Here is a 19,384-nt window from a genome sequence, read left to right as displayed (position 1 = left end):
AGCCGATGAGTGGATCGATTTACGCCGCCAAGCCCTGGCTCGCCCAGCTCAGCGCCGCCCAGCTGGCGCCCGTCCAGCCACCGCAGACGGTGCTGCACGCCTTCCGCGCCACGGTCGCCCGCGCACCGGAGCACCCCGCCCTCGCCTACTTCGACGGACGGCTGACCTACCGCGAGACCGACGCACTCTCCGACTCCGTCGCCGGCCACCTGGCCGCGAAGGGCCTGGAACGCGGCGACCGCGTCGCGATCATGCTCCAGAACACCCCGCACTTCGTCATCGCGCTCCTCGGCGCCTGGAAGGCCGGGGCCACCGTCGTTCCGCTCAACCCGATGTACAAGTCGGCCGAGGTCGGCCACGCCCTCGCGGACTCCGAAGCGACCGCGCTGATCTGCTCGGACCGGGCATGGGAGGCGTATCTGCGCGAGACGGCCGCGGACTCTCCCGTACGCATCGCCCTCACCGCCTGCGAGCTCGACCTCCAGACCAGGAACGACACCAGGGTCCTGAATTTCGAGCGTGCGCCGCAGGCTTCGGACGCCGACGACCTGGTGACCGTCGCCCGCCAGGGCCTTCCCGCCCCCACCGGCCGCGAACTCACCGCCACCGACATCGCGTTGATCAGCTACACCTCGGGCACCAGCGGCACCCCCAAGGGCGCCATGAACTCCCACGGCAACATCACGTACAACGCCGAGCGCCAGCGCACCGGCCACCCTCTGGCCGAGGGCGAGTCCTATTTCGCGCTCGCGCCGCTCTTCCACATCACCGGAATGGTCTGCGAACTGGCCGTCTGCCTCGCCAACGCGGGCACCCTCGTCCTCGCCTACCGCTTCCACCCCGGCGTCGTCCTCGACGCCTTCACCGAGCACCGCCCCGCGTACACCGTCGGCCCGTCCACCGCCTTCATGGCGCTCGCGGCGACGCCCGGCGTGACGCCCGAGCACTTCGCCTCGTTCCAGGTGATCTCCTCGGGCGGGGCGCCGGTGCCCCCTGCGCTGGTGGAGAAGTTCCGCGAGGGCTTCGGACCGTACATCCGCAACGGCTACGGACTCACCGAATGCACCGCGCCGTGCGCTTCGGTGCCGCCGGAGAAGGAAGCCCCCGTCGACCCGGTGTCCGGGACGCTGTCGGTCGGCGTGCCGGGACCGGACACGGTCGTACGGATCGTCGACGAGAAGGGCGACGACGTGCCCTTCGGCGAGCAGGGCGAGATCACCGTCCGGGGCCCGCAGGTCGTCTCCGGCTACTGGCGCCGCCCCGAGGCCACCGCCGAAGCCTTCCCCGGCGGCGAACTGCGCACGGGCGACATCGGCTTCATGGACAAGGGCGGCTGGCTCTACGTCGTCGACCGCAAGAAGGACATGATCAACGCGTCCGGCTTCAAGGTCTGGCCGCGCGAGGTCGAAGATGTCCTCTACACCCACCCGGCGGTGCGCGAGGCGGCCGTCGTCGGCATCCCCGACGCGTACCGGGGGGAGAGCGTCAAGGCGTACGTCAGCCTGCGCCCCGGAGCGGAGGTCGCGCCGGCCGACATCTCCGCGTACTGCGAGGAACGGCTGGCCGCGTACAAATACCCGCGCGAGGTGGAGATACTGCCCGAGCTTCCCAAGACGACGAGTGGGAAGATCCTCAGGCGGGAACTGCGTTCCCGCTCGTAATCGATTGTTCTAGTTGAAAGGCAGGTGGCGGCAATGGCCAGGACGACGGACGGGAGCGGCATCCCCGTCCCCCAGAGGCTGCTGGCCGCCGCCACCCGCCTGTTCGCCGAGCGCGGCTACGACCGCACCTCGGTGCAGGAGATCGTCGAGGCGGCCGGTGTCACGAAGGGCGCGCTCTACCACTACTTCGGCTCGAAGGACGACCTGCTGCACGAGGTGTACGCGCGAGTCCTGCGCCTCCAGCAGGAGCGCCTCGACGCGTTCGCGGACGCGGACGCGCCGGTGGAGCGGCGGCTGCGGGACGCGGCGGCGGACGTGGTCGTGACGACCATCGAGAATCTCGACGACGCGTCGATCTTCTTCCGTTCCATGCACCATCTGAGTCCGGAGAAGGACAAGCAGGTGCGGGCGGAACGGCGGCGGTATCACGAGCGGTTCCGCGCGCTGATCGAGGAGGGGCAGAAGGAGGGCGTCTTCTCGACGGCGACGCCGGCGGATCTGGTGGTGGACTACCACTTCGGCTCGGTCCACCACTTGTCGACGTGGTACCGCCCGGACGGGCCGCTGACTCCGCAGCAGGTGGCGGACCATTTGGCGGACCTGCTGCTCAGGGCGTTGCGGCCGTAGGTGCGGCTGGCTGGGGGCGCCGGTGCGGTGCGGGTCGCCTGCGGCGCTTTCCCCGACCCGCCAGGGGAACTGCGCCGCAGGCAGCCCGCACCCGCAACCGCACCCCCTACAGGTACTTCTTCAATTCCCGCCGTGCCAGCGACCGCTGGTGAACCTCGTCCGGGCCGTCCGCCAGCTTCAGCGTCCGCGCCCCCGCCCAGAGCTCCGCCAGCGGGAAGTCCTGGCTCACGCCACCCGCGCCGTGCAGCTGCACCGCCTTGTCGATGATGTCGACAACCGCCCGCGGCGTAGCGATCTTGATTGCCTGGATCTCGGTGTGCGCACCGCGGTTGCCCACCGTGTCCATCAGCCACGCCGTCTTGAGCACGAGCAGCCGCAGCTGCTCGACCGCCACCCGCGCGTCCGCGATCCAGGTGTGTACGACGCCCTGCTGGGCCAGCGGCTTGCCGAACGCCTCACGCGACACCGCCCGCCGGCACATCAGCTCGATCGCCCGCTCCGCCATGCCGATCAGCCGCATGCAGTGGTGGATCCGCCCGGGGCCGAGCCTCGCCTGCGCGATGGCGAAGCCGCTGCCTTCCTCCCCGACCAGCGCAGACGCCGGCACCCGCGCCCCGTCGAAGACGACCTCGGCGTGACCGCCGTGGGAGTGGTCCTCGTACCCGTACACCTGCATCGCGCGCCGGACTTCGACGCCCGGCGTGTCACGCGGCACCAGGATCATCGATTGCTGGCGGCGGACGTCGGCGCCGTCCGGGTCGGTCTTGCCCATCACGATGAAGATCTTGCAGTCGGGGTTCATCGCGCCGGAGATATACCACTTACGTCCCGTAATGACGTACTCGGCCCCGTCGGCGGTTCGCTCGATCCGCGTCTCGATGTTCGTCGCGTCCGACGAGGCCACCTCCGGCTCGGTCATCGCGAACGCCGACCGGATCTCACCGGAGAGCAGCGGCTCCAGCCACTGCTTCTTCTGCTCGTCGGAGGCGAACTGGGCCAGCAGCTCCATGTTCCCGGTGTCCGGCGCCGCGCAGTTCAGCGCGGTCGGCGCCAGCTGCGGGCTGCGGCCGGTGATTTCGGCGAGCGGCGCGTACTGCAGATTCGTGAGCCCGGCGCCGTACTCCGCGTCCGGAAGGAAGAGGTTCCACAGGCCCTGCCTGCGCGCCTCTTCCTTGAGGTCCTCCACGACCTGCGGCGTGTCCCACGGCGAGGCGAGCTGCTCGCGCTGCTCGTGCGCGACCTTCTCGGCCGGATAGACGAACTCGTCCATGAAAGCGACCAGCTTGGTGCGGAGCTCTTCGGTCCGTGCGTCGTATGCGAAGTCCATGGTGTCTCAGCCTTCCTGCAGGGTGGTGAGGCCGTGCTCGATGAACACGGGCACGAGGTCGCCAATCCGGTCGAAGCCGGCGCCGACGGTCTGCCCGAGCGTGTAGCGGTAGTGGATGCCCTCCAGGATCACGGCGAGCTTGAACCAGGCGAATGCCGTGTACCAGGCGATTGCGGACGTGTCCCGGCCGGACCCGGCGGCGTACCGCTCGACGATCTCGCGCGCCGACGGGTGGCCCGCGGCGCCGGCCGTCGTGGAGACGGGGGAGTCGGGCAGCCCCAGCTCGGAGCTGTACATCACGAGGAGGCCGAGGTCGGTCAGCGGGTCGCCGATCGTCGACATCTCCCAGTCGAGGATGGCCCTGATCCGGTCGTCCGGGCCGCCGATCAGGACGTTGTCGAGCCGGTAGTCGCCGTGTACGACCGTCGGCGCGGGCGAGTCCGGCAGCGAGCGGCCGAGCGCGGCATGCAGTTCGTCGATGCCCGCCAGCTCGCGGTTGCGGGAGGCGTCGAGCTGCTTGCCCCAGCGGCGCAGCTGCCGGTCGAGGAAGCCTTCGGGGCGGCCGAAGTCCCCGAGGCCCACCGCCTCGGGGTCCACGGCGTGCAGGGCGACAAGGGTGTCGACCAGGCCGAGCACCGCGTTACGGGTGCGCTCGGGGCCGAGCGCGGCCAGTTCGTCGGCCGTACGGTACGGAACGCCGTCCACGAACTCCATGACGTAGAACGGCGATCCGATGACCGAGTCGTCCTCGCACAGCAGCAGCGGCTCCGGCACCGGTACATTCGTCGGGTGCAGCGCGCTGATCACGCGGAACTCGCGCTTCATGTCGTGCGCCGTCGCCAGCACATGGCCGAGCGGCGGCCGGCGCACCACCCATCGCGAGCGGCCGTCGGTGACGGCGTACGTAAGGTTCGAGCGGCCGCCCTCGATGAGCCGGGCGCTGAGCGGTCCGCTCACCAGTCCCGGCCGCTCGCGGTCGAGATGACCGCGCAGCTGCTCGGGATCGAGGCCTGGCGGGTGGACTGAACTCATGGGGGCACCTCCGAGGGCGGACAGGACGTCTCGCCTCATCATGCCGACCAGTCGGTATGCCGTCCAGTGTGCCGACGTACCCCGAGACGGGGATCACGCGTGGCAGGCGACCGGTTTCCCGCCGTTCATGGCCGCCATGTCGCCGAATACGGCCACCGGATCGAGCGGCGAGCCCTCCGGCAGGCCGTCCAGTTCGGCGTACGCGCGATGCAGATTGGCGACGAGCCGCTCGCTCTCGCGCAGCTCGGCGAAGACCCCGAGGTCGGCCTCGCGGGCGGTCTCCAGTGGGGTGAGGCCCTTGGTGCGACCGGCCAGCGCGAGCTCGGCGACGTACCGCAGATAGCGCTCGGTGGCGTCGTACGCCGACGGGTCGGTGACGGGGCCGTGCCCGGGCACAACGGTGGGCGCGTCGAGCGAGCGGAGCAGGTCGAGGGCGCGCAGCGAACCGCTCAGCGAGCCCATGGGAACGAAGGGCGTGCCGCCCTGGAAGACCAGATCGCCGGTGAAGACGATCCCGTACTCGGGCAGATGGACGACCGTGTCGCCCGTGGTGTGCGCGACGCCGGGGTGGATCAGCCGCACTTCGGTGCCGCCCGCGTGGACGGTGAGGCGGTCGCTGTAGGTGAGGGTGGGGGCGGTGATGGCGATGTCCCCGAAGTCGTTCTGCGGCCACATCAGGTGCAGCTGGTGGCCGACCGCGAGGACCTCGGCGCGGCAGGTGTCGTGCCCGACGACCGTGGCCTCGCCCCCGCTGTGCTTTCCCGGGGGGCCGCCCCCGGACCCCCGGCCGGCGAAAACACTGTTGCCGTAGGTGTGGTCACCGTGGTGGTGCGTATTGACGACCGTGCGGGGAAGGGGCGCTCCGGTCGCGAGGAGCGCGTCGCGCAGGGCGTGTGCCCGGCGCTCGGTGGCCGCGGTGTCGACGAGCAGGGTCGATCGGCCGTCGCTGACGAAGCCCGCGTTGTTCAGGCACCATCCGCCGTCGGGCTGGATGTACGCATGCACCTCAGGCGCGAGTTGGACGGTGTACGGATCCGTGGCAGGCACCGGGCTCCCCCGAGTAGTGGTCGAACTGGTTGGTCGTGAGTCCGAGCCTGCCAGTTGACGCGGACGCGGGGGAGCGGAATCCGGCGAATGATCTCGGAGGTCGTCCGATCTCAGTGATCGTCCCAGTGGCCGTCGTGGGCGGCGTGGCGGTGGCCGTCGTGGACGTAGTCCAGGTGGTCGCCGTGCAGGACGGCGCCGTGTCCGCATCCCTCGCCGTGCTCGTGGGGGTGACGACTGTGCGTGACATGGTCGGTGGACTCGCACTCGTCCCAGTGGCCGGAGTGCTCCCGGTGCATGTGACCCTCGTGCGCGTAGTCGGTGTGGTCGCCGTGCGGCACGGCGATGTGCCCGCAGGTCGGGCCGTGGATGTGCTCGTGGGTCGTGTGCTCCTGGTGGAGGGTGGCCATGTCGTTCACCTCTGGTGCTTAGGGTGCGATTCAGGATGGTTTGTGCCATTTCCCAGGCTAATCCGCGAGTGGCCTGACAATCCGTTTCGCAGCCCTGTGCCGCGGCGATTTCGTCGCCGTACTCGGCCGAGCACCCCTCCGCCGGTCACACCACCATCGCCACGGCGAACCCGGCGAGCGCGATCGTGCACACGGTCGCCGTCATCGCGCCCCGCACGGACAGCGGGCCCGGCCGGGCCGCGCTCCCGAGAACCTGGATGCGGCGGTTGGCCACCGCCAGGAACCCCAGCCAGACGAGCGCGCTGAGCGTCATGGCGACCGCGGACGCCACCGTGAACTCCTCATGGACCGCCTGCTTGCCGGCCAGCACGGCCACCACGGTGCACGTCAGCGTCGTCCTGCGCCAGGCCAGCCTGGTCCGCTCCGGCTGGAGACCGGGGTCCCGGTCGGGGACGGGCGCAGGGACGGGGGTGGTCACCCGTTGTCCCAGCCGAAGAGGACAGCCACCACCATGGCGACCGCGACGACGGCGACCGCAAGGCCCAGCAGCGTCGGGAACCGGGTCACGGGAAGGTCCTCGCCGCGCCGCATCGCGCGCTCGCACCGCACCCAGTGATTGACCGCCCGCAGCGCGCACAGCACACCGGCCGCCAGCAGCCCGAGCGCCATGCCCGTGCGTGCGCCCCAGGCGAGGTCCGGCAGGAACTGGTCGACGGCGAAACCGCCGCCGATGAGGGCGAGTGCCGTACGGATCCAGGCCAGGAAGGTGCGTTCGTTGGCGAGCGAGAAGCGGTAGTCGGGGGTCTCGCCCTCGTCGCGGATCCGCTGGGGCGCGAACCACAGCCGCAGGCTCTGTACGAAGTCGATCACGCGCCGCACCTTACCGGCGGGCCCGGCCGCCGCCGCTCCGCGCCTTACCGGCGGCCCCGCCCGGCCGACGCGCCGAACGTCACCGGCGGCCCGGGCCCGCCGCCCCGGACGCCCGCAGCCGTTCCCAGGCGGCCAGCCCGTCCGGCACCCACTCCCATTCCCCGAGCCTCTGGTCCAGTTCCTCCCGGGTGAGGAACCCGTGCCAGGCGACCTCCTCCACCTGCGGGCTCACCGGCAGATCGCAGCGCACCTCGTAGACGTACGACCACCAGGTCTGTACGCCGTCCCCGCTCTCGTACAGGAACTTGAACAGCGGTACGGGCCGGGGCAGTCCGGACACTCCCAGCTCCTCCTCCGCCTCGCGCAGCGCCGCGTCGTCGTAGGACTCGCCCGCGCCGACGACCCCGCCCACGAACATGTCGTACAGGGAAGGGAAGACCAGCTTCACCGGCGTTCGGCGGTGCACGAAGTACCGCCCCTCGCCGTCCCGGGCGAGGACGAAGACACAGCGATGGCGCAGGCCACGCGCGTACACCTCGCCGCGCGGCGCCTGTCCGACGACCTCGTCGTACTCGTCGACGATGTCCAGAATCTCGTCAGCGGGAGTCATACGGGCCATCCAACCTCACTGCCGCCAACAGGTTGACGCCCCGCCCGCCTCTCCCGAAGATCTGACGCACGAGTAACTTCTCGCTCCACTCGCCCCGGCAAGGACGGAACCCATGGCGTACGACGCTGACGTGATCGTGATCGGGGCGGGCCTCGCGGGGCTCGCGGCCACCGCGGAACTCGTCGATGCGGGCCGCAAGGTGATCCTGCTCGACCAGGAGCCCGAGCAGTCCGTCGGCGGCCAGGCGCACTGGTCCTTCGGCGGCCTCTTCTTCGTCGATTCCCCCGAGCAGCGCCGTATGCGCATCAAGGACAGCCGCGAGCTGGCCCTCCAGGACTGGTACGGCACGGCCGGCTTCGACCGCGAGGAGGACCACTGGCCGCGCAAGTGGGCCGAGGCGTACGTCGACTTCGCGGCGGGCGAGAAGCGGGCGTGGCTGCACGGCCAGGGCGTGCGCTTCTTCCCGGTCGTCGGCTGGGCCGAGCGCGGCGGTTACGACGCCACCGGGCACGGCAACTCCGTACCCCGGTTCCACATCACCTGGGGCACGGGCCCCGGCATCGTCGCGCCCTTCGAGCGCCGCGTACGCGAGGGCGTCGCGCGCGGCCTCGTCCAGCTGAAGTTCCGCCACCGCGTCACCGGCCTCGGCCGCAGCGCCGGGGCCGTGGACACCGTCACCGGCGAGATCCTGGAGCCGTCCGGAATCGGGCGCGGGGAGGCCAGCAGCCGCGAGGTGACCGGTTCGTTCGAGCTCAGGGCACAAGCGGTCATCGTCACTTCGGGCGGCATCGGCGGCAACCACGACCTCGTACGTGCCAATTGGCCCCAGCGGCTCGGCACCCCGCCCGCTTCGATGCTCTCCGGCGTACCCGCGCACGTGGACGGCCTGATGCTCGGCATCACGGAGGCGGCCGGCGGTCGCATGATCAACCGTGACCGGATGTGGCACTACACCGAGGGCATCCAGAACTGGAACCCGATCTGGGCCAAGCACGGCATCCGCATCCTGCCGGGCCCTTCGTCGCTGTGGTTCGACGCACGCGGCAAGCGGCTGCCGGTGCCGCTCTTTCCGGGCTTCGACACTCTCGGCACGCTCGATCACATCATGAAGACCGGGTACGACTACACCTGGTTCGTCCTCGATCAGAAGATCATCGGCAAGGAGTTCGCGCTCTCGGGCTCCGAGCAGAACCCCGATCTGACGGGCAAGTCGGTCCGCGACGTCATCGGCCGGGCGAGGGCGGACGTACCGGGGCCGGTCAAGGCGTTCATGGACAAGGGCGCGGACTTCGTGGTCGAGAGGGACTTGACGTCACTGGTCCGCGGAATGAACGCCCTGACGAAGGAGCCGCTGATCGACGAGGCGGAACTGCGCCGCGAAATCACCGCGAGGGACCGGGAGATCACCAACACGTTCACCAAGGACCTCCAGGTGATGGCGATCCGAGGCGCGCGCAACTACCTGGGCGACAAGCTGATCCGTACGGCGACACCGCACCGCATCCTCGACCCCAAGGCAGGCCCGCTCATCGCCGTACGCCTGCACATCCTCACGCGGAAGTCGCTGGGCGGGCTGGAGACGGACCTGTCGTCGCGGGTGCTCACCGAGGGCGGCGGTGTACTGCCCGGCGTGTACGCGGCGGGGGAGGCGGCGGGCTTCGGCGGAGGCGGCGTCCACGGCTACCGCTCCCTGGAGGGCACGTTCCTGGGCGGCTGCCTTTTCTCGGGGCGGGCGGCGGGTCGTGCGGCGGCGCGGGCGGTGGGGTAGGGCGCCTACGCCAGCCGCTCCACCACCCGGAAGCGTTCGGCGACGACCATCGTCGCGTCATCCACCACAAACTCCGGGTCGCCCAACGCCTCGCGCATCTCCTCGCTGTGCCAGAACCTCTCGTGACCCGCCCGCCACGCCGCGACCGAGTCGTACCCCTCGCCCTCGTCCAGCGCGTGCTGAAGGTCTACGTCGCCGAGCGCCAGCACCCGTACCTCGGTCAGCTCGATCACCGCAACCCCGCGCCCGTCCGAGTCGATCACCAGTGAACGCTCGCCGACCGGCGGCAGCTCCTCCTTCTCGGCCTCGTACTCGGCGAGCAGACCGGTCGTCGAGACCTTCTCGCCGGACAGCACCGCGGCGACCAGCCGGTCCCGCAGCGGCCCCGGAAAGGCGAGCAGACAGGGCGGCAGCGATGAGTGATCAGACATGGGCCAAGAGTAGGGCGTGTCCGGCGGATCAGGCCGACTTCGCGGTGCGGCTCCTTCTCTGTGCTGGTGAGCGGGGTCTGGTGCGTGCAGCTGCAAGGCGGAGGAGGGAGGCGACGCGATGGGGGTCCCCCTGTTCGAGCGCAGTCGAGAACTTGGGGGAGTCAGCGACTGACGACAACGCCGGTGGGGGTCCCCCCTGGCCCTTAAGGCCTAGGGGGAGTGCGTGCCAGACCCCGCGGCCCAGGCCTGATCCGCCGGACACGCCCTGAGCCTGGCAGGCACAGCAACCGGGACGGACCAATGCCCCAGGGCATCCGGCGGGTTGGTCCAGGCCGGTCTGCCCTTGACGCGGAGCAGTGCCTACCGCTTTGCTGTGCGTGATCAAACGCTCGCACTCTGCGTCGTGGAGGACCCGCGGATGCCCCCACCTCCGCCACCCCTCGGCCGCTCACGCCGCCGGACCGCCCCTTCCTTCGACCCTGCACTCGACGACACCGAACTCGTCGACGTACGAGGGCAATTGGCGCAGGGCCGCTGGACCCGGGCCCGCGCGTTACTCGCCGCGACCGGCGACGACTGGGACCGTCGCGGCCACCGCCTCGTCGTACTCGCCCAGGTCACCGGCGCCGCCGCCTGGGCCGGCGACTGGCTGCTCGCCGAGCCCGAGAGCGCCGACGCCACCACCCTCCTCGCCTGCGCCGCCGTCTTCGGCGCGCTGCGCGGCAAGGAGCCCCAGGACCGCGCACGCGACGCCTGCCGACGGGCCGCGGCGCGCGCACCCGACGACCCGACGCCCTGGCTCGGCCTGCTGCTGATCGCCCGTTCCCTCGGTACGGAGGAGGAGGTCACCCAGCTCTTCGACCAGGTGCGGCTGCGCCACCCCGAGCACCATCACGCCCACCACCTGATGACCGCCCGCCTCGCCGAACGCAGACCGGACACCGGCCGCGACCCCCTCCACGAGGTGTACGACTTCGCCGCCTGGGCCGCGGAACAGGCCCCCGCGGACTCCCCGCTCGCCGTACTCCCCGTGGTGGCGCACGCCGAGCGCTACCGCGCCCTCGCCGTCGCGGGCCAGGAGCCCAAGGACCCCGTCGCGTCCGGCCATTGGACGGGGCGCCGCGCCCGCCAGGTGATGAAGGCGGCCTTCGACTGGTGGCTGGAGTGGGAGCACGAGGGGCACCCGCGTCACCACGTCGACCTCAACTTCCTCGCCCACGCGAAGTTCTGCGAGGGCAGAGCCGCCGAGGCGGCCGCCCTCTTCCACCGCATCGGGCCGCATGCCACCACGGCTCCGTGGTCCTACCCCGACCGGGACCCCCACAAGGCTTTCAACGCCGCGCGCAATGCCGCGCTCGGCACCGCGTAACTCCTCACCGAAGGGACAACCCCCGCCATGTCGACGGGCAGATCGAGCACGAGCGTGCAGAGCGACAGCGACAGCGGAAGCGAGATTCGTACGTACAAGGGGCAGGAGCGGGCCCTGCGCGCGGGCCGCCTCGGCACGACCGGCCTGCTGCTGTCCGTACTGGCCGCGAGCGCCCCGCTGATGGTCGTCGCCGGTGTCATGCCCACCACATACGGCGTCATGGGCATCGTCGGCCAGCCCCTGCTCTTCGTCATCCTCGGCGTGGTCCTGATGCTGTTCAGTGTCGGATACGCCGAGATGAGCCGGCACGTCCACAACGCCGGCGCCTTCTACGCGTACATAGCCCGCGGCCTCGGCCCGACCGCCGGCGCGGGCGCCTCCGTGGTTGCCCTCGTCGCGTACAGCGCCATGCAGGTCGGCATCTACGGCATCCTCGGCTTCGAGATCTCCGGGATCTTCGCCACCTACCTCGACATCACGTTCGCCTGGTGGGTCCCGGCGTTCGTCGCCGTCGTGGTCGTCGGCGCGCTCGGCTGGCTCAAGATCGACCTCAACGCCAAGGTGCTCGGCGTCCTGCTGGTCGTCGAGTGCGCGCTCGTCGTGATCTTCGACGTGGCGGCGATCACCGACCCGGGCAAGGGAGGCCTGTCGCTCCAGGCGTTCAACCCCGAGACCCTCACCGGCGCCGGACTCGGCACCGCCCTCTGCTTCTGCATCGCCGCCTTCGTCGGCTTCGAGCAGGCCCCGGTGTACGCGGAGGAGACCAGCCGCCCCCAGATCGTCGTATCCCGCGTGATGTTCCTCGCGGTCGGATACGCCGCACTCTTCCTCGCCCTCAGCGCCTGGGCGCTCAGCGTCGCCACGGGGCCCGGCCAGATCGTCAAGGTGGCGGGGGAACAGGGACCCGGTCTTCTCTTTGGCCTCACCGAGAGCAGGCTCGGCTCCACCTTCACCGACGTACTCCATGTCCTGTTCGTGACCGGCATGTTCGCGGCACTGCTCAGCTTCCACAACGTCGTCGCGCGGTACGCCTTCGCCATGGGCCGCGAGGGCCTGCTGCCCGCCGCCTTCGGCCGTACGAACAAGACGAGCGGCGCACCCGCCGCGGGCTCGCTGCTCCAGTCCGTCATCTCCTTGGTCGTCGTCCTCGCTTTCGCGGTCACCGACGACACGCCGGCGGGCGACCCGACCGTGCCCGTGCTGCACCTGTTCACCTGGATGGGCAATGTCGGCGCGCTCGGCGTCATCCTGCTGATGGCCGCCGCATCTCTCGCGGTCATCGCCTTCTTCGTACGCCGTGGTGCCGGCCGCACGCAGGCGGGGCGGCTGGTGGCTTCCGGGATCGCCGGGCTCGCCCTCCTGGCCATCGCCGTCTATACGGTGAAGGACTTCGACGTGCTCGTGGGCGCCGGCCCCGGGTCCTCCCTGAGCTGGATCCTGCCGGGCGTCATCGGTGTCGCCCTGGTCGGGGGGCTGGTGTACGGCGCGGTTCTGCGCGCGGCGAAGCCGGAGGTGCATGCCAGGATCGGCCTGGGCAACGAGGCGTTCCAGCTGGAGAAGGCCGCCGAGTCGGAGAGCGCCGCCGCCAAGGTGTGACGGAAGTCTGACGATCACCTGCGGCCCCTGGCCTCCGGGGGCCGCAGGTGCTCAGATCTAGCTGTGACTCCTCAATCACCGGAACCGGACGGCGGCGGCGCACCCGTCGGCCGCCGCCTCGTCCTCGGCATGCTGGGCCTCGGCGCAGCCGGCGTGGCCACCGCGCCGTACCTCCAGAGCGGCCTGGACTCCTTCCTCGGCTCGGCGGCGGAGAAGGACCCGACGGGCCTGACCGGCCTGCTCCCCAACGGCGGCGGCTTCCGCTACTACTCGGTCGCCTCGTCCGTACCGCGCAAGGGCCCGCACAACTACCGGCTCAAGATCGACGGCCTGGTCGAGCGGCCCACCACGTACACGCTCGACGATCTGCGCGGAATGCCGCAGACCCGGATCGTGCGCGACGTCCAGTGCGTCACGGGATGGCGGGTCCCCGAAACTCCCTTCGAGGGTGTGGAGCTGTCGCGGCTGCTGGCCGCCGCAGGCGTGAAAGCGGAGGCCAAGGCGGTCCGCTTCACGTGCTTCGACGGTACGTACAGCGAGAGCCTCACCCTCCAACAGACCCGCAGAAAAGACGTCCTGGTGTCCCTTCGCATGCAGGACAAGCCGCTCAGCCATTCCCATGGCGGCCCGGTGCGGCTGTATGTCGCACCCATGTACTTCTACAAGTCGGCGAAATGGCTCTCCGGCATCACCCTCACCCCTGAGGTGCAGCCCGGATACTGGGAGAAGCTCGGCTATGACGTCGACGCGTGGGTCGGCCGGTCGAACGGACGCGACGATGCTCCTACAGTCTGAAGAGCCTGAACTGCCCGTCCGCATCAGGCGGTTCACCCGCTTCGAGCGCTGGATCCATCGCACCACCGCAGGCCTGACCCTCCTGTGCGTCGCGACGGCGGCCTGTCTGTACGTACCCCCGCTCGCCGAACTCGTCGGCCGCAGGCACCTGGTGGTCACCGTGCACGAGTGGTCGGGGCTGCTGATCCCCGCACCGTTCGTCCTTGGCCTGGCCTCCCGGGCGTTCCGCTCCGATCTGCGCAGGCTCAACCGGTTCGGGCCGCACGACCGGCATTGGCTGCGGGCCGCGCTGCGCCGGGACCACCGCCACGAGTCGCGCCCCGCCGGGAAGTTCAACGCCGGCCAGAAGGTCTACGCGAGCTGGATCGCGGGCGCGGTGCTCGTCATGCTCGGCACCGGCCTGCTGATGTGGTTCACGGACCTGGCCCCGCTGCTCTGGCGTACGAGCGCCACGTTCGTCCACGACTGGCTGGCACTCGCCATGGGCCTCGTCGTCGCGGGCCATGTGGGGATGGCCCTGATGCGGCCGGAGTCCCGGCGCGGCATGCGCACCGGGACTGTCGACCGCGAATGGGCGGAGCTCGAACACCCGCTGTGGGCAGCGGAGTCGAAGGATCTACAAGCTCTACAGGACGAGTGACAGCAGCAGGACGAAGCCCAGCGCGACCACCGAAAGGATCGTCTCCATCACCGACCACGTCTTGATCGTCTGGCCGACATCCATGCCGAAGTACTCCTTCACCAGCCAGAACCCGGCGTCATTGACATGGCTGAAGAAGAGCGAGCCCGCACCGACAGCCAGCACCAGCAGCGCCGCGTGCGACGTCGACATGTCGGCTGCCAGCGGCGCGACCAGACCGGCCGCCGAGATGGTGGCCACCGTCGCCGAGCCCGTCGCGAGCCGGATGGCGACGGCGATCAACCAGGCCAGCAGGAGCGTCGGTATCGCCCAGTTCTTGGAGAAGTCCAGGATCATCTGGCCCACGCCCACGTCGATGAGCGTCTGCTTGAAGCCGCCGCCCGCACCCACGATCATCAGCACGCCGGCGATCGGCGCGAGGGACTTCTCGACGGTCGAGGAGAGCCGGTCCTTGGTGAAACCGGCGGCCCGGCCCAGCGTGAACAGGCCGACCAGCACCGCAGCGAGCAGCGCGATCAGCGGCGAGCCGATGACGTCCGTGACCCGCTGGACGGCGTTCTCCGGGTCGTTGACCACGATGTCGACGCCCGCCTTGGCCAGCATCAGCACGACCGGCAGCAGCACGGTGGCTACGGTGGCGCCAAAGCCCGGACGACGCTCCAAGTCCTCGGAGGGACGCGTCGGAATCATCTTCTCCGGCGCCTGGATGTCCACCCAGCGGGCGGCGTACTTCGAGAAGAGCGGGCCCGCGATGATCACGGTCGGGATCGCGACGAGCACACCGAGGCCAAGCGTGACACCGAGGTTGGCGCCGATCGCGTCGATCGCGACCAGCGGTCCCGGGTGCGGCGGGATCAAGCCGTGCATGACCGACAGGCCGGCCAGCGCCGGAACACCGATACGCATCAGCGAGTAGTTGCCGCGCTTGGCGACGAGCAGTACCACCGGGATCAGCAGCACGATGCCGACCTCGAAGAAGAGGGGCAGACCGATGATGCTCGCGATCAGCACCATCGCCCACGGCATCGCACGGCCGCTCGCCTTCGCGAGGATCGTGTCGACGATCTGGTCGGCGCCGCCGGAGTCGGCGAGCAGCTTGCCGAGGATCGCGCCGAGCGCGATCAGGACGCCGACGCCCGCGACCGTATTGCCGAGGCCCGTCGAGAAGCTGGTGATCGCTTTGTCGAGGGGGGCACCCGCGAACGCACCGAGCGCCAGCGACCCGATGGTCAGCGCCAGGAAGGCGTGGAGCTTGAACTTCGTAATGAGCAGGACGATGACGGCAATGCCGGCGAGGACTGCTATGCCCAACTGGCCGTTGCCCGCCGAGGTGATCGGCTCGACGACGCCCGCTGCCAGCGTCTCGACGCTGAGACTGGTCACGGTGTTCCTTCCTTCTGCTTGCTGCCGAGCCGGCGCAGGGCCGCGGCGGCTCGCTCGGTGATGTCTTCCGGTGTGCCGGTGACGTCGACGGACACGCCCGCCTCGTCCTCCTGCAGCGGCTGGAGGGCGGCGTACTGCGAATCGAGCAGCGCGGCGGGCATGAAGTGGCCCTTGCGCTCCCGCATCCGTGACTCGATCAGCTCGCGGTCGCCGGTGAGATGGAGAAACACGGCGTCGGGAGCGGCCGCGCGCAGCCGGTCGCGGTAGGACCGCTTGAGCGCGGAACTGCTCACCACCCCGCCGAGCCCCGCCCGGCTGTGCGCCCACTGCCCGATCGCATCGAGCCAGGGCCACCGGTCCGTGTCGTCGAGCGGGGTTCCGGCCGACATCTTGGCGATGTTGGCCGGGGGGTGGAAGTCGTCGCCCTCGGCGTACGGAACGCCGAGCCGGTCGGCGAGCAGGGGACCGATGGTGGTCTTGCCGGTCCCTGCCACGCCCATCACCACGACGACGTGGGGGCTGTTCATGTGTGGATGCCTCGCTGTCTTCATCGACATCGGTCCGTACGACATCGGTCCGTACGACACCGGTCCGTACGACATCGGTCCGTAACGACATCGATCCGTCGGCTGTCGCGACGCTGTCGGGCTGTCGCCGCGCCAAGGAAACCCTTTAGATACGACGTATTCAAGAGCCTGTGACATAAACGTCGTACTTTTGAGTGCCGAAGGGTGCCCCGTACGCTGAGCCCATGGAGAATCAGGCCCGGGGACTGCACGCGCAGCTGCTGGAGAGCCTCGGCCCTGCGATCACAGCCGGTGAGTACGCTCCCGGCAGCGTGTTGCGCACGGACGAGCTGGCTCAGCACTTCGACGTCTCGCGCACCGTCGTCCGCGAGGCCGTCCGGGTCCTGGAGTCGATGCACCTCGTGGAGTCCCGGCGCCGGGTGGGCGTGACCGTACGCCCCACCGAGGAGTGGAATGTCTACGATCCGCAGGTCATCCGGTGGCGGCTGGCCGGCGCGGACCGGCCGCGCCAGCTGCGCTCACTGACCGTGCTGCGCTCCGCCGTGGAGCCGGTCGCCGCCGGGCTCGCCGCCCGGTTCGCGACCCCGGAGCAGTGCGCGGATCTCACGGAACACGCGCTCGGCATGGTCGCGACCTCGCGCGGCCGGCAGCTCGACGCGTACCTCGTGCACGACATCGCCTTCCACCGGGTCGTGCTGCGAGCCTCGGGCAATGAGATGTTCGCCCGGCTCGGCGATGTGGTCGCCGAGGTCCTGAGCGGACGTACCAGGCACCAGGTGATGTTCGAGGATCCGGACCCGGCGGCCGTCACCCTGCATGTCCAAGTCGCCGAAGCCGTAAGGGAAGGCGACGCCGCGCGCGCGGAGGAGCTGACGCGCCGGATCGCCGTCGGGGCCCTTCAGGAGCTCGATGTCCTCGCCCCATAATGTCCACCCCTTTATCCTTTTTGACGTTTTAAATCAACTCGCTGTTCACTCTTGACGCTTCTATGTCTCACCTCCGAGCATTCAGCGCATGGTCTTGTCAGACAGCCGGACAGGTGGCGGCGCACCCCGGCGCATCAGTGCGATGGAAGCCGTCCTCACCCACCTCCGGGACGCCATAGAGCGGGGTGAACTCGCCGTCGGCGAGAAGCTCCCTACGGAGGCCGAGCTCGGAAAGCGCTTCGAGGTCAGCCGTTCCGTCGTACGGGAGGCCCTGCGCGCACTCCAGGCGCTCGGCCTCACGGTGTCCAGGGCCGGCAAGGGGACGTACGTCGCAGCGAGCGGACCCGACCAGAACCCGATCTTCGGCGCGTACTCCGCCCGGGACCTGCTCGAAGTGCGACGGCACGTCGAGATCCCCGTCGCGGGTTACGCTGCTACCCGGCGCACGCAGGACGACGTGGACCTGCTGACGCACCTGATCGGGAAGATGGAGCAGGAGCCCGACCCCACCGCATGGGTGGCGCTCGACATGCTCTTCCACATCTCCGTCGCCCAGGCGTCGGGCAACCCTGTCTTCCACAAGATCATCGAAGAGATCAGGGACGCCCTCGCCCGGCAGTCAACCTTCCTGAACCAACTCGGGGACCGACGACGCCAGTCGGACCTCGAGCACCGGGCCCTCGTAGAGGCGATTGTCGGCGGCTCCGAGGGGGCGGCGGTGCAGGCCATGGCCGCTCACCTCGAACACGTCGAGATCACTCTCAACACCATCGTGCGGCCCGGTACCGCACAGCACCCCCCAAATGAAGGCGAAGAAACAGCATGAGCGACCGCACCCTCCCTGCGGCCCCCGCCGGTCCCACCGATCCTGTGTCGACATCCCCACATGTCGACGCGGGTGACGAGGGTTACAGCAAAGACCTGAAGTCCCGCCACATCAACATGATCGCCATCGGCGGAGCGATAGGCACCGGCCTCTTCCTCGGCGCCGGCGGCCGCATGGCCGGAGCCGGCCCCTCGCTGGCCATCGCGTACGCAGTCTGCGGCGTCTTCGCCTTCTTCGTCGTCCGCGCACTCGGAGAGCTGGTCCTCTACCGCCCGTCCTCGGGCGCCTTCGTGTCGTACGCCCGTGAGTTCATGGGCGAGAAGGGCGCGTTCGCCGCGGGCTGGCTGTACTTCCTCAACTGGTCGACCACCGCAGTGGCGGACATCACAGCAGCCGCGACGTACGCCCATTTCTGGGCCATGTTCAGCGACGTACCGCAGTGGCTGCTCGCACTGATCGCCCTCGCCGTCGTCCTCGCCGCGAACCTGATCTCGGTGAAGTACTTCGGTGAGATGGAGTTCTGGTTCGCGATCATCAAGGTCGGCGCGCTCGTCGCCTTCATGTGCGTCGGCATCTTCCTGGTCGTCACCCAGCACGAGCTCGGCGGCCACACCCCCGGCCTCTCCACCGTCACCGACGGCGGCGGCCTGTTCCCGGTCGGCATGCTGCCGATGCTCCTCGTGATCCAGGGCGTCGTCTTCGCGTACGCCTCGGTCGAGCTGTGCGGCGTCGCCGCCGGTGAGACCAAGAACCCCGAGAAGATCATGCCGAAGGCGATCAACTCGATCATGTGGCGCGTCGGTCTCTTCTACGTCGGCTCGGTCGTGCTGCTCGCGCTGCTGCTCCCGTACACGGCGTACTCCGGCAACGAGAGCCCCTTCGTCACCGTCATGAACAAGCTCGGCGTCGCCGGCGCCGCTGACGTGATGAACCTCGTCGTGCTGACCGCGGCCCTCTCCAGCCTCAACTCGGGCCTGTACTCGACCGGCCGCATCCTGCGCTCGATGGCCCTGTCGGGCTCCGCGCCCAAGTTCACCGGCCGGATGAACAAGGGCCAGGTGCCCTACGGCGGCATCCTGCTGACCGCGAGCTTCGGCGTCCTCGGCGTCGGCCTCAACTACGTCATGCCCGGCGAGGCCTTCGAGATCGTCCTGAACTTCGCGTCGATCGGCATCCTCGGCACCTGGGGCATGATCATGCTCTGCTCGCTGCTCTTCTGGCACCGCTCGAAGGACGGCCGGGTCACCCGCCCCGCCTACCGGCTGCCGTGGGCCCCGTACACGCAGATCGTCACGCTGTTCTTCCTCGCCAGCGTTGTCTTCCTGATGTGGTGGGGCGGCGGCGTGGGCCGTACGACCGTGATGTGCCTGCCGCTGATCGCGGCGGCGCTGGTCGGCGGCTGGTACCTGGTCCGCAACCGGGTCGCCACGCTGGCCGCAGACCGCCACGAGCGCGTCTAGCAGCACCGTTCGTATCGTCTGGCAGCACCTTTCGATACGACGAGGAGGGCGGCACCCCACGCGGGGTGCCGCCCTCCTCGCA

General features: G+C 69.8%; 20 protein-coding genes. 10 read left to right on the top strand and 10 right to left on the bottom strand.

Translation table 11 applies throughout. The features are described 5' to 3' along the window. The first annotated feature begins 5 nt into the window (after positions 1-5). On the top strand, positions 6-1,661 hold the full coding sequence (locus J7I98_RS32335) for a class I adenylate-forming enzyme family protein (RefSeq protein ID WP_214928618.1): 1,656 nt from the start codon (positions 6-8) through the stop codon (positions 1,659-1,661). 33 nt (positions 1,662-1,694) lie between these two features. Next, entirely contained in the window at positions 1,695-2,288 is a 594-nt protein-coding gene (locus J7I98_RS32330) for a TetR/AcrR family transcriptional regulator (protein WP_214928617.1), read from the top strand. Positions 2,289-2,394: 106 nt separating this feature from the next. On the opposite strand, the gene J7I98_RS32325 is transcribed toward J7I98_RS32330, so the two are convergent. The 7 genes from J7I98_RS32325 to J7I98_RS32295 all read right to left on the bottom strand — a co-directional run bounded on the left by J7I98_RS32325 (position 2,395) and on the right by J7I98_RS32295 (position 7,581). Continuing rightward, positions 2,395-3,615 (bottom strand): acyl-CoA dehydrogenase family protein, encoded by a 1,221-nt coding sequence (locus J7I98_RS32325; protein WP_214928616.1) that lies wholly within the window; start codon positions 3,613-3,615, stop codon positions 2,395-2,397. 6 nt (positions 3,616-3,621) lie between these two features. Then, the gene (locus J7I98_RS32320) at positions 3,622-4,647 is read right to left on the bottom strand and encodes a phosphotransferase family protein (protein ID WP_214928615.1); all 1,026 of its coding nucleotides are present in this window, start codon (positions 4,645-4,647) and stop codon (positions 3,622-3,624) included. Between the two features lie 93 nt (positions 4,648-4,740). Beyond that, positions 4,741-5,694, bottom strand: coding sequence for an MBL fold metallo-hydrolase (locus J7I98_RS32315; RefSeq protein WP_214928614.1), 954 nt, complete (start codon positions 5,692-5,694; stop codon positions 4,741-4,743). 110 nt (positions 5,695-5,804) lie between these two features. After that, positions 5,805-6,101: a hypothetical protein gene (locus J7I98_RS32310; protein ID WP_214928613.1), complete on the bottom strand. Its 297-nt coding sequence runs from the start codon at positions 6,099-6,101 to the stop codon at positions 5,805-5,807. A gap of 145 nt (positions 6,102-6,246) precedes the next feature. Then, positions 6,247-6,579, bottom strand: coding sequence for a DUF202 domain-containing protein (locus J7I98_RS32305; RefSeq protein ID WP_214928612.1), 333 nt, complete (start codon positions 6,577-6,579; stop codon positions 6,247-6,249). Further along, positions 6,576-6,971 carry a YidH family protein gene (locus tag J7I98_RS32300; RefSeq protein ID WP_214928611.1) on the bottom strand — a complete coding sequence of 132 codons (396 nt, stop codon included), beginning with the start codon at positions 6,969-6,971 and terminating at the stop codon, positions 6,576-6,578. The genes J7I98_RS32305 and J7I98_RS32300 overlap by 4 nt, the downstream gene beginning before the upstream one ends. Before the next feature lie 79 nt (positions 6,972-7,050). After that, on the bottom strand, positions 7,051-7,581 hold the full coding sequence (locus J7I98_RS32295; protein WP_214928610.1) for an NUDIX hydrolase: 531 nt from the start codon (positions 7,579-7,581) through the stop codon (positions 7,051-7,053). Positions 7,582-7,693: 112 nt separating this feature from the next. Here J7I98_RS32295 and J7I98_RS32290 point away from each other — a divergent pair, with 112 nt between their 5' ends. Beyond that, the gene (locus tag J7I98_RS32290) at positions 7,694-9,349 is read left to right on the top strand and encodes an FAD-binding dehydrogenase (RefSeq protein ID WP_214928609.1); all 1,656 of its coding nucleotides are present in this window, start codon (positions 7,694-7,696) and stop codon (positions 9,347-9,349) included. Positions 9,350-9,354: 5 nt separating this feature from the next. Here the strand turns inward: J7I98_RS32290 and J7I98_RS32285 are convergent, their stop codons facing one another. Further along, a complete protein-coding gene (locus J7I98_RS32285; RefSeq protein ID WP_214928608.1) occupies positions 9,355-9,780 on the bottom strand; it encodes an ASCH domain-containing protein in 426 nt (141 codons plus the stop codon). A gap of 418 nt (positions 9,781-10,198) precedes the next feature. Between J7I98_RS32285 and J7I98_RS32280 the strand changes: the two genes are divergently transcribed. From J7I98_RS32280 to J7I98_RS32265, 4 genes are all read left to right on the top strand, one after another. Next, positions 10,199-11,149 (top strand): hypothetical protein, encoded by a 951-nt coding sequence (locus tag J7I98_RS32280; RefSeq protein ID WP_214928607.1) that lies wholly within the window; start codon positions 10,199-10,201, stop codon positions 11,147-11,149. A gap of 27 nt (positions 11,150-11,176) precedes the next feature. After that, a complete protein-coding gene (locus J7I98_RS32275) occupies positions 11,177-12,745 on the top strand; it encodes an APC family permease (RefSeq protein ID WP_214928606.1) in 1,569 nt (522 codons plus the stop codon). Positions 12,746-12,874: 129 nt separating this feature from the next. Continuing rightward, positions 12,875-13,540: a molybdopterin-dependent oxidoreductase gene (locus tag J7I98_RS32270; protein ID WP_214928629.1), complete on the top strand. Its 666-nt coding sequence runs from the start codon at positions 12,875-12,877 to the stop codon at positions 13,538-13,540. Further along, complete coding sequence (locus tag J7I98_RS32265) at positions 13,524-14,180, top strand: cytochrome b/b6 domain-containing protein (RefSeq protein ID WP_214928605.1); 657 nt, start codon at positions 13,524-13,526, stop codon at positions 14,178-14,180. Before J7I98_RS32270 ends, J7I98_RS32265 begins: the two co-directional genes overlap by 17 nt. Here the strand turns inward: J7I98_RS32265 and J7I98_RS32260 are convergent. Beyond that, a complete protein-coding gene (locus J7I98_RS32260; RefSeq protein WP_214928604.1) occupies positions 14,166-15,563 on the bottom strand; it encodes a gluconate:H+ symporter in 1,398 nt (465 codons plus the stop codon). The two genes, J7I98_RS32265 and J7I98_RS32260, sit on opposite strands and share 15 nt — an antisense overlap. Then, the gene (locus J7I98_RS32255) at positions 15,560-16,090 is read right to left on the bottom strand and encodes a gluconokinase (RefSeq protein WP_214928603.1); all 531 of its coding nucleotides are present in this window, start codon (positions 16,088-16,090) and stop codon (positions 15,560-15,562) included. Before J7I98_RS32255 ends, J7I98_RS32260 begins: the two co-directional genes overlap by 4 nt. A 224-nt stretch (positions 16,091-16,314) precedes the next feature. Here J7I98_RS32255 and J7I98_RS32250 point away from each other — a divergent pair, with 224 nt between their 5' ends. The 3 genes from J7I98_RS32250 to J7I98_RS32240 all read left to right on the top strand — a co-directional run bounded on the left by J7I98_RS32250 (position 16,315) and on the right by J7I98_RS32240 (position 19,302). Continuing rightward, the gene (locus J7I98_RS32250) at positions 16,315-17,016 is read left to right on the top strand and encodes a FadR/GntR family transcriptional regulator (RefSeq protein WP_214928602.1); all 702 of its coding nucleotides are present in this window, start codon (positions 16,315-16,317) and stop codon (positions 17,014-17,016) included. 88 nt (positions 17,017-17,104) lie between these two features. Continuing rightward, entirely contained in the window at positions 17,105-17,842 is a 738-nt protein-coding gene (locus tag J7I98_RS32245; protein WP_214928601.1) for a FadR/GntR family transcriptional regulator, read from the top strand. Continuing rightward, positions 17,839-19,302, top strand: coding sequence for an amino acid permease (locus tag J7I98_RS32240; protein ID WP_214928600.1), 1,464 nt, complete (start codon positions 17,839-17,841; stop codon positions 19,300-19,302). The genes J7I98_RS32245 and J7I98_RS32240 overlap by 4 nt, the downstream gene beginning before the upstream one ends. Positions 19,303-19,384 lie beyond the last annotated feature (82 nt).

It is taken from the genome of Streptomyces sp. ISL-98 (genome assembly GCF_018614055.1).
In the GTDB taxonomy this organism is placed as follows: domain Bacteria; phylum Actinomycetota; class Actinomycetes; order Streptomycetales; family Streptomycetaceae; genus Streptomyces; species Streptomyces spiramyceticus.
This window is presented reverse-complemented; position numbering and strand designations above follow the sequence as displayed.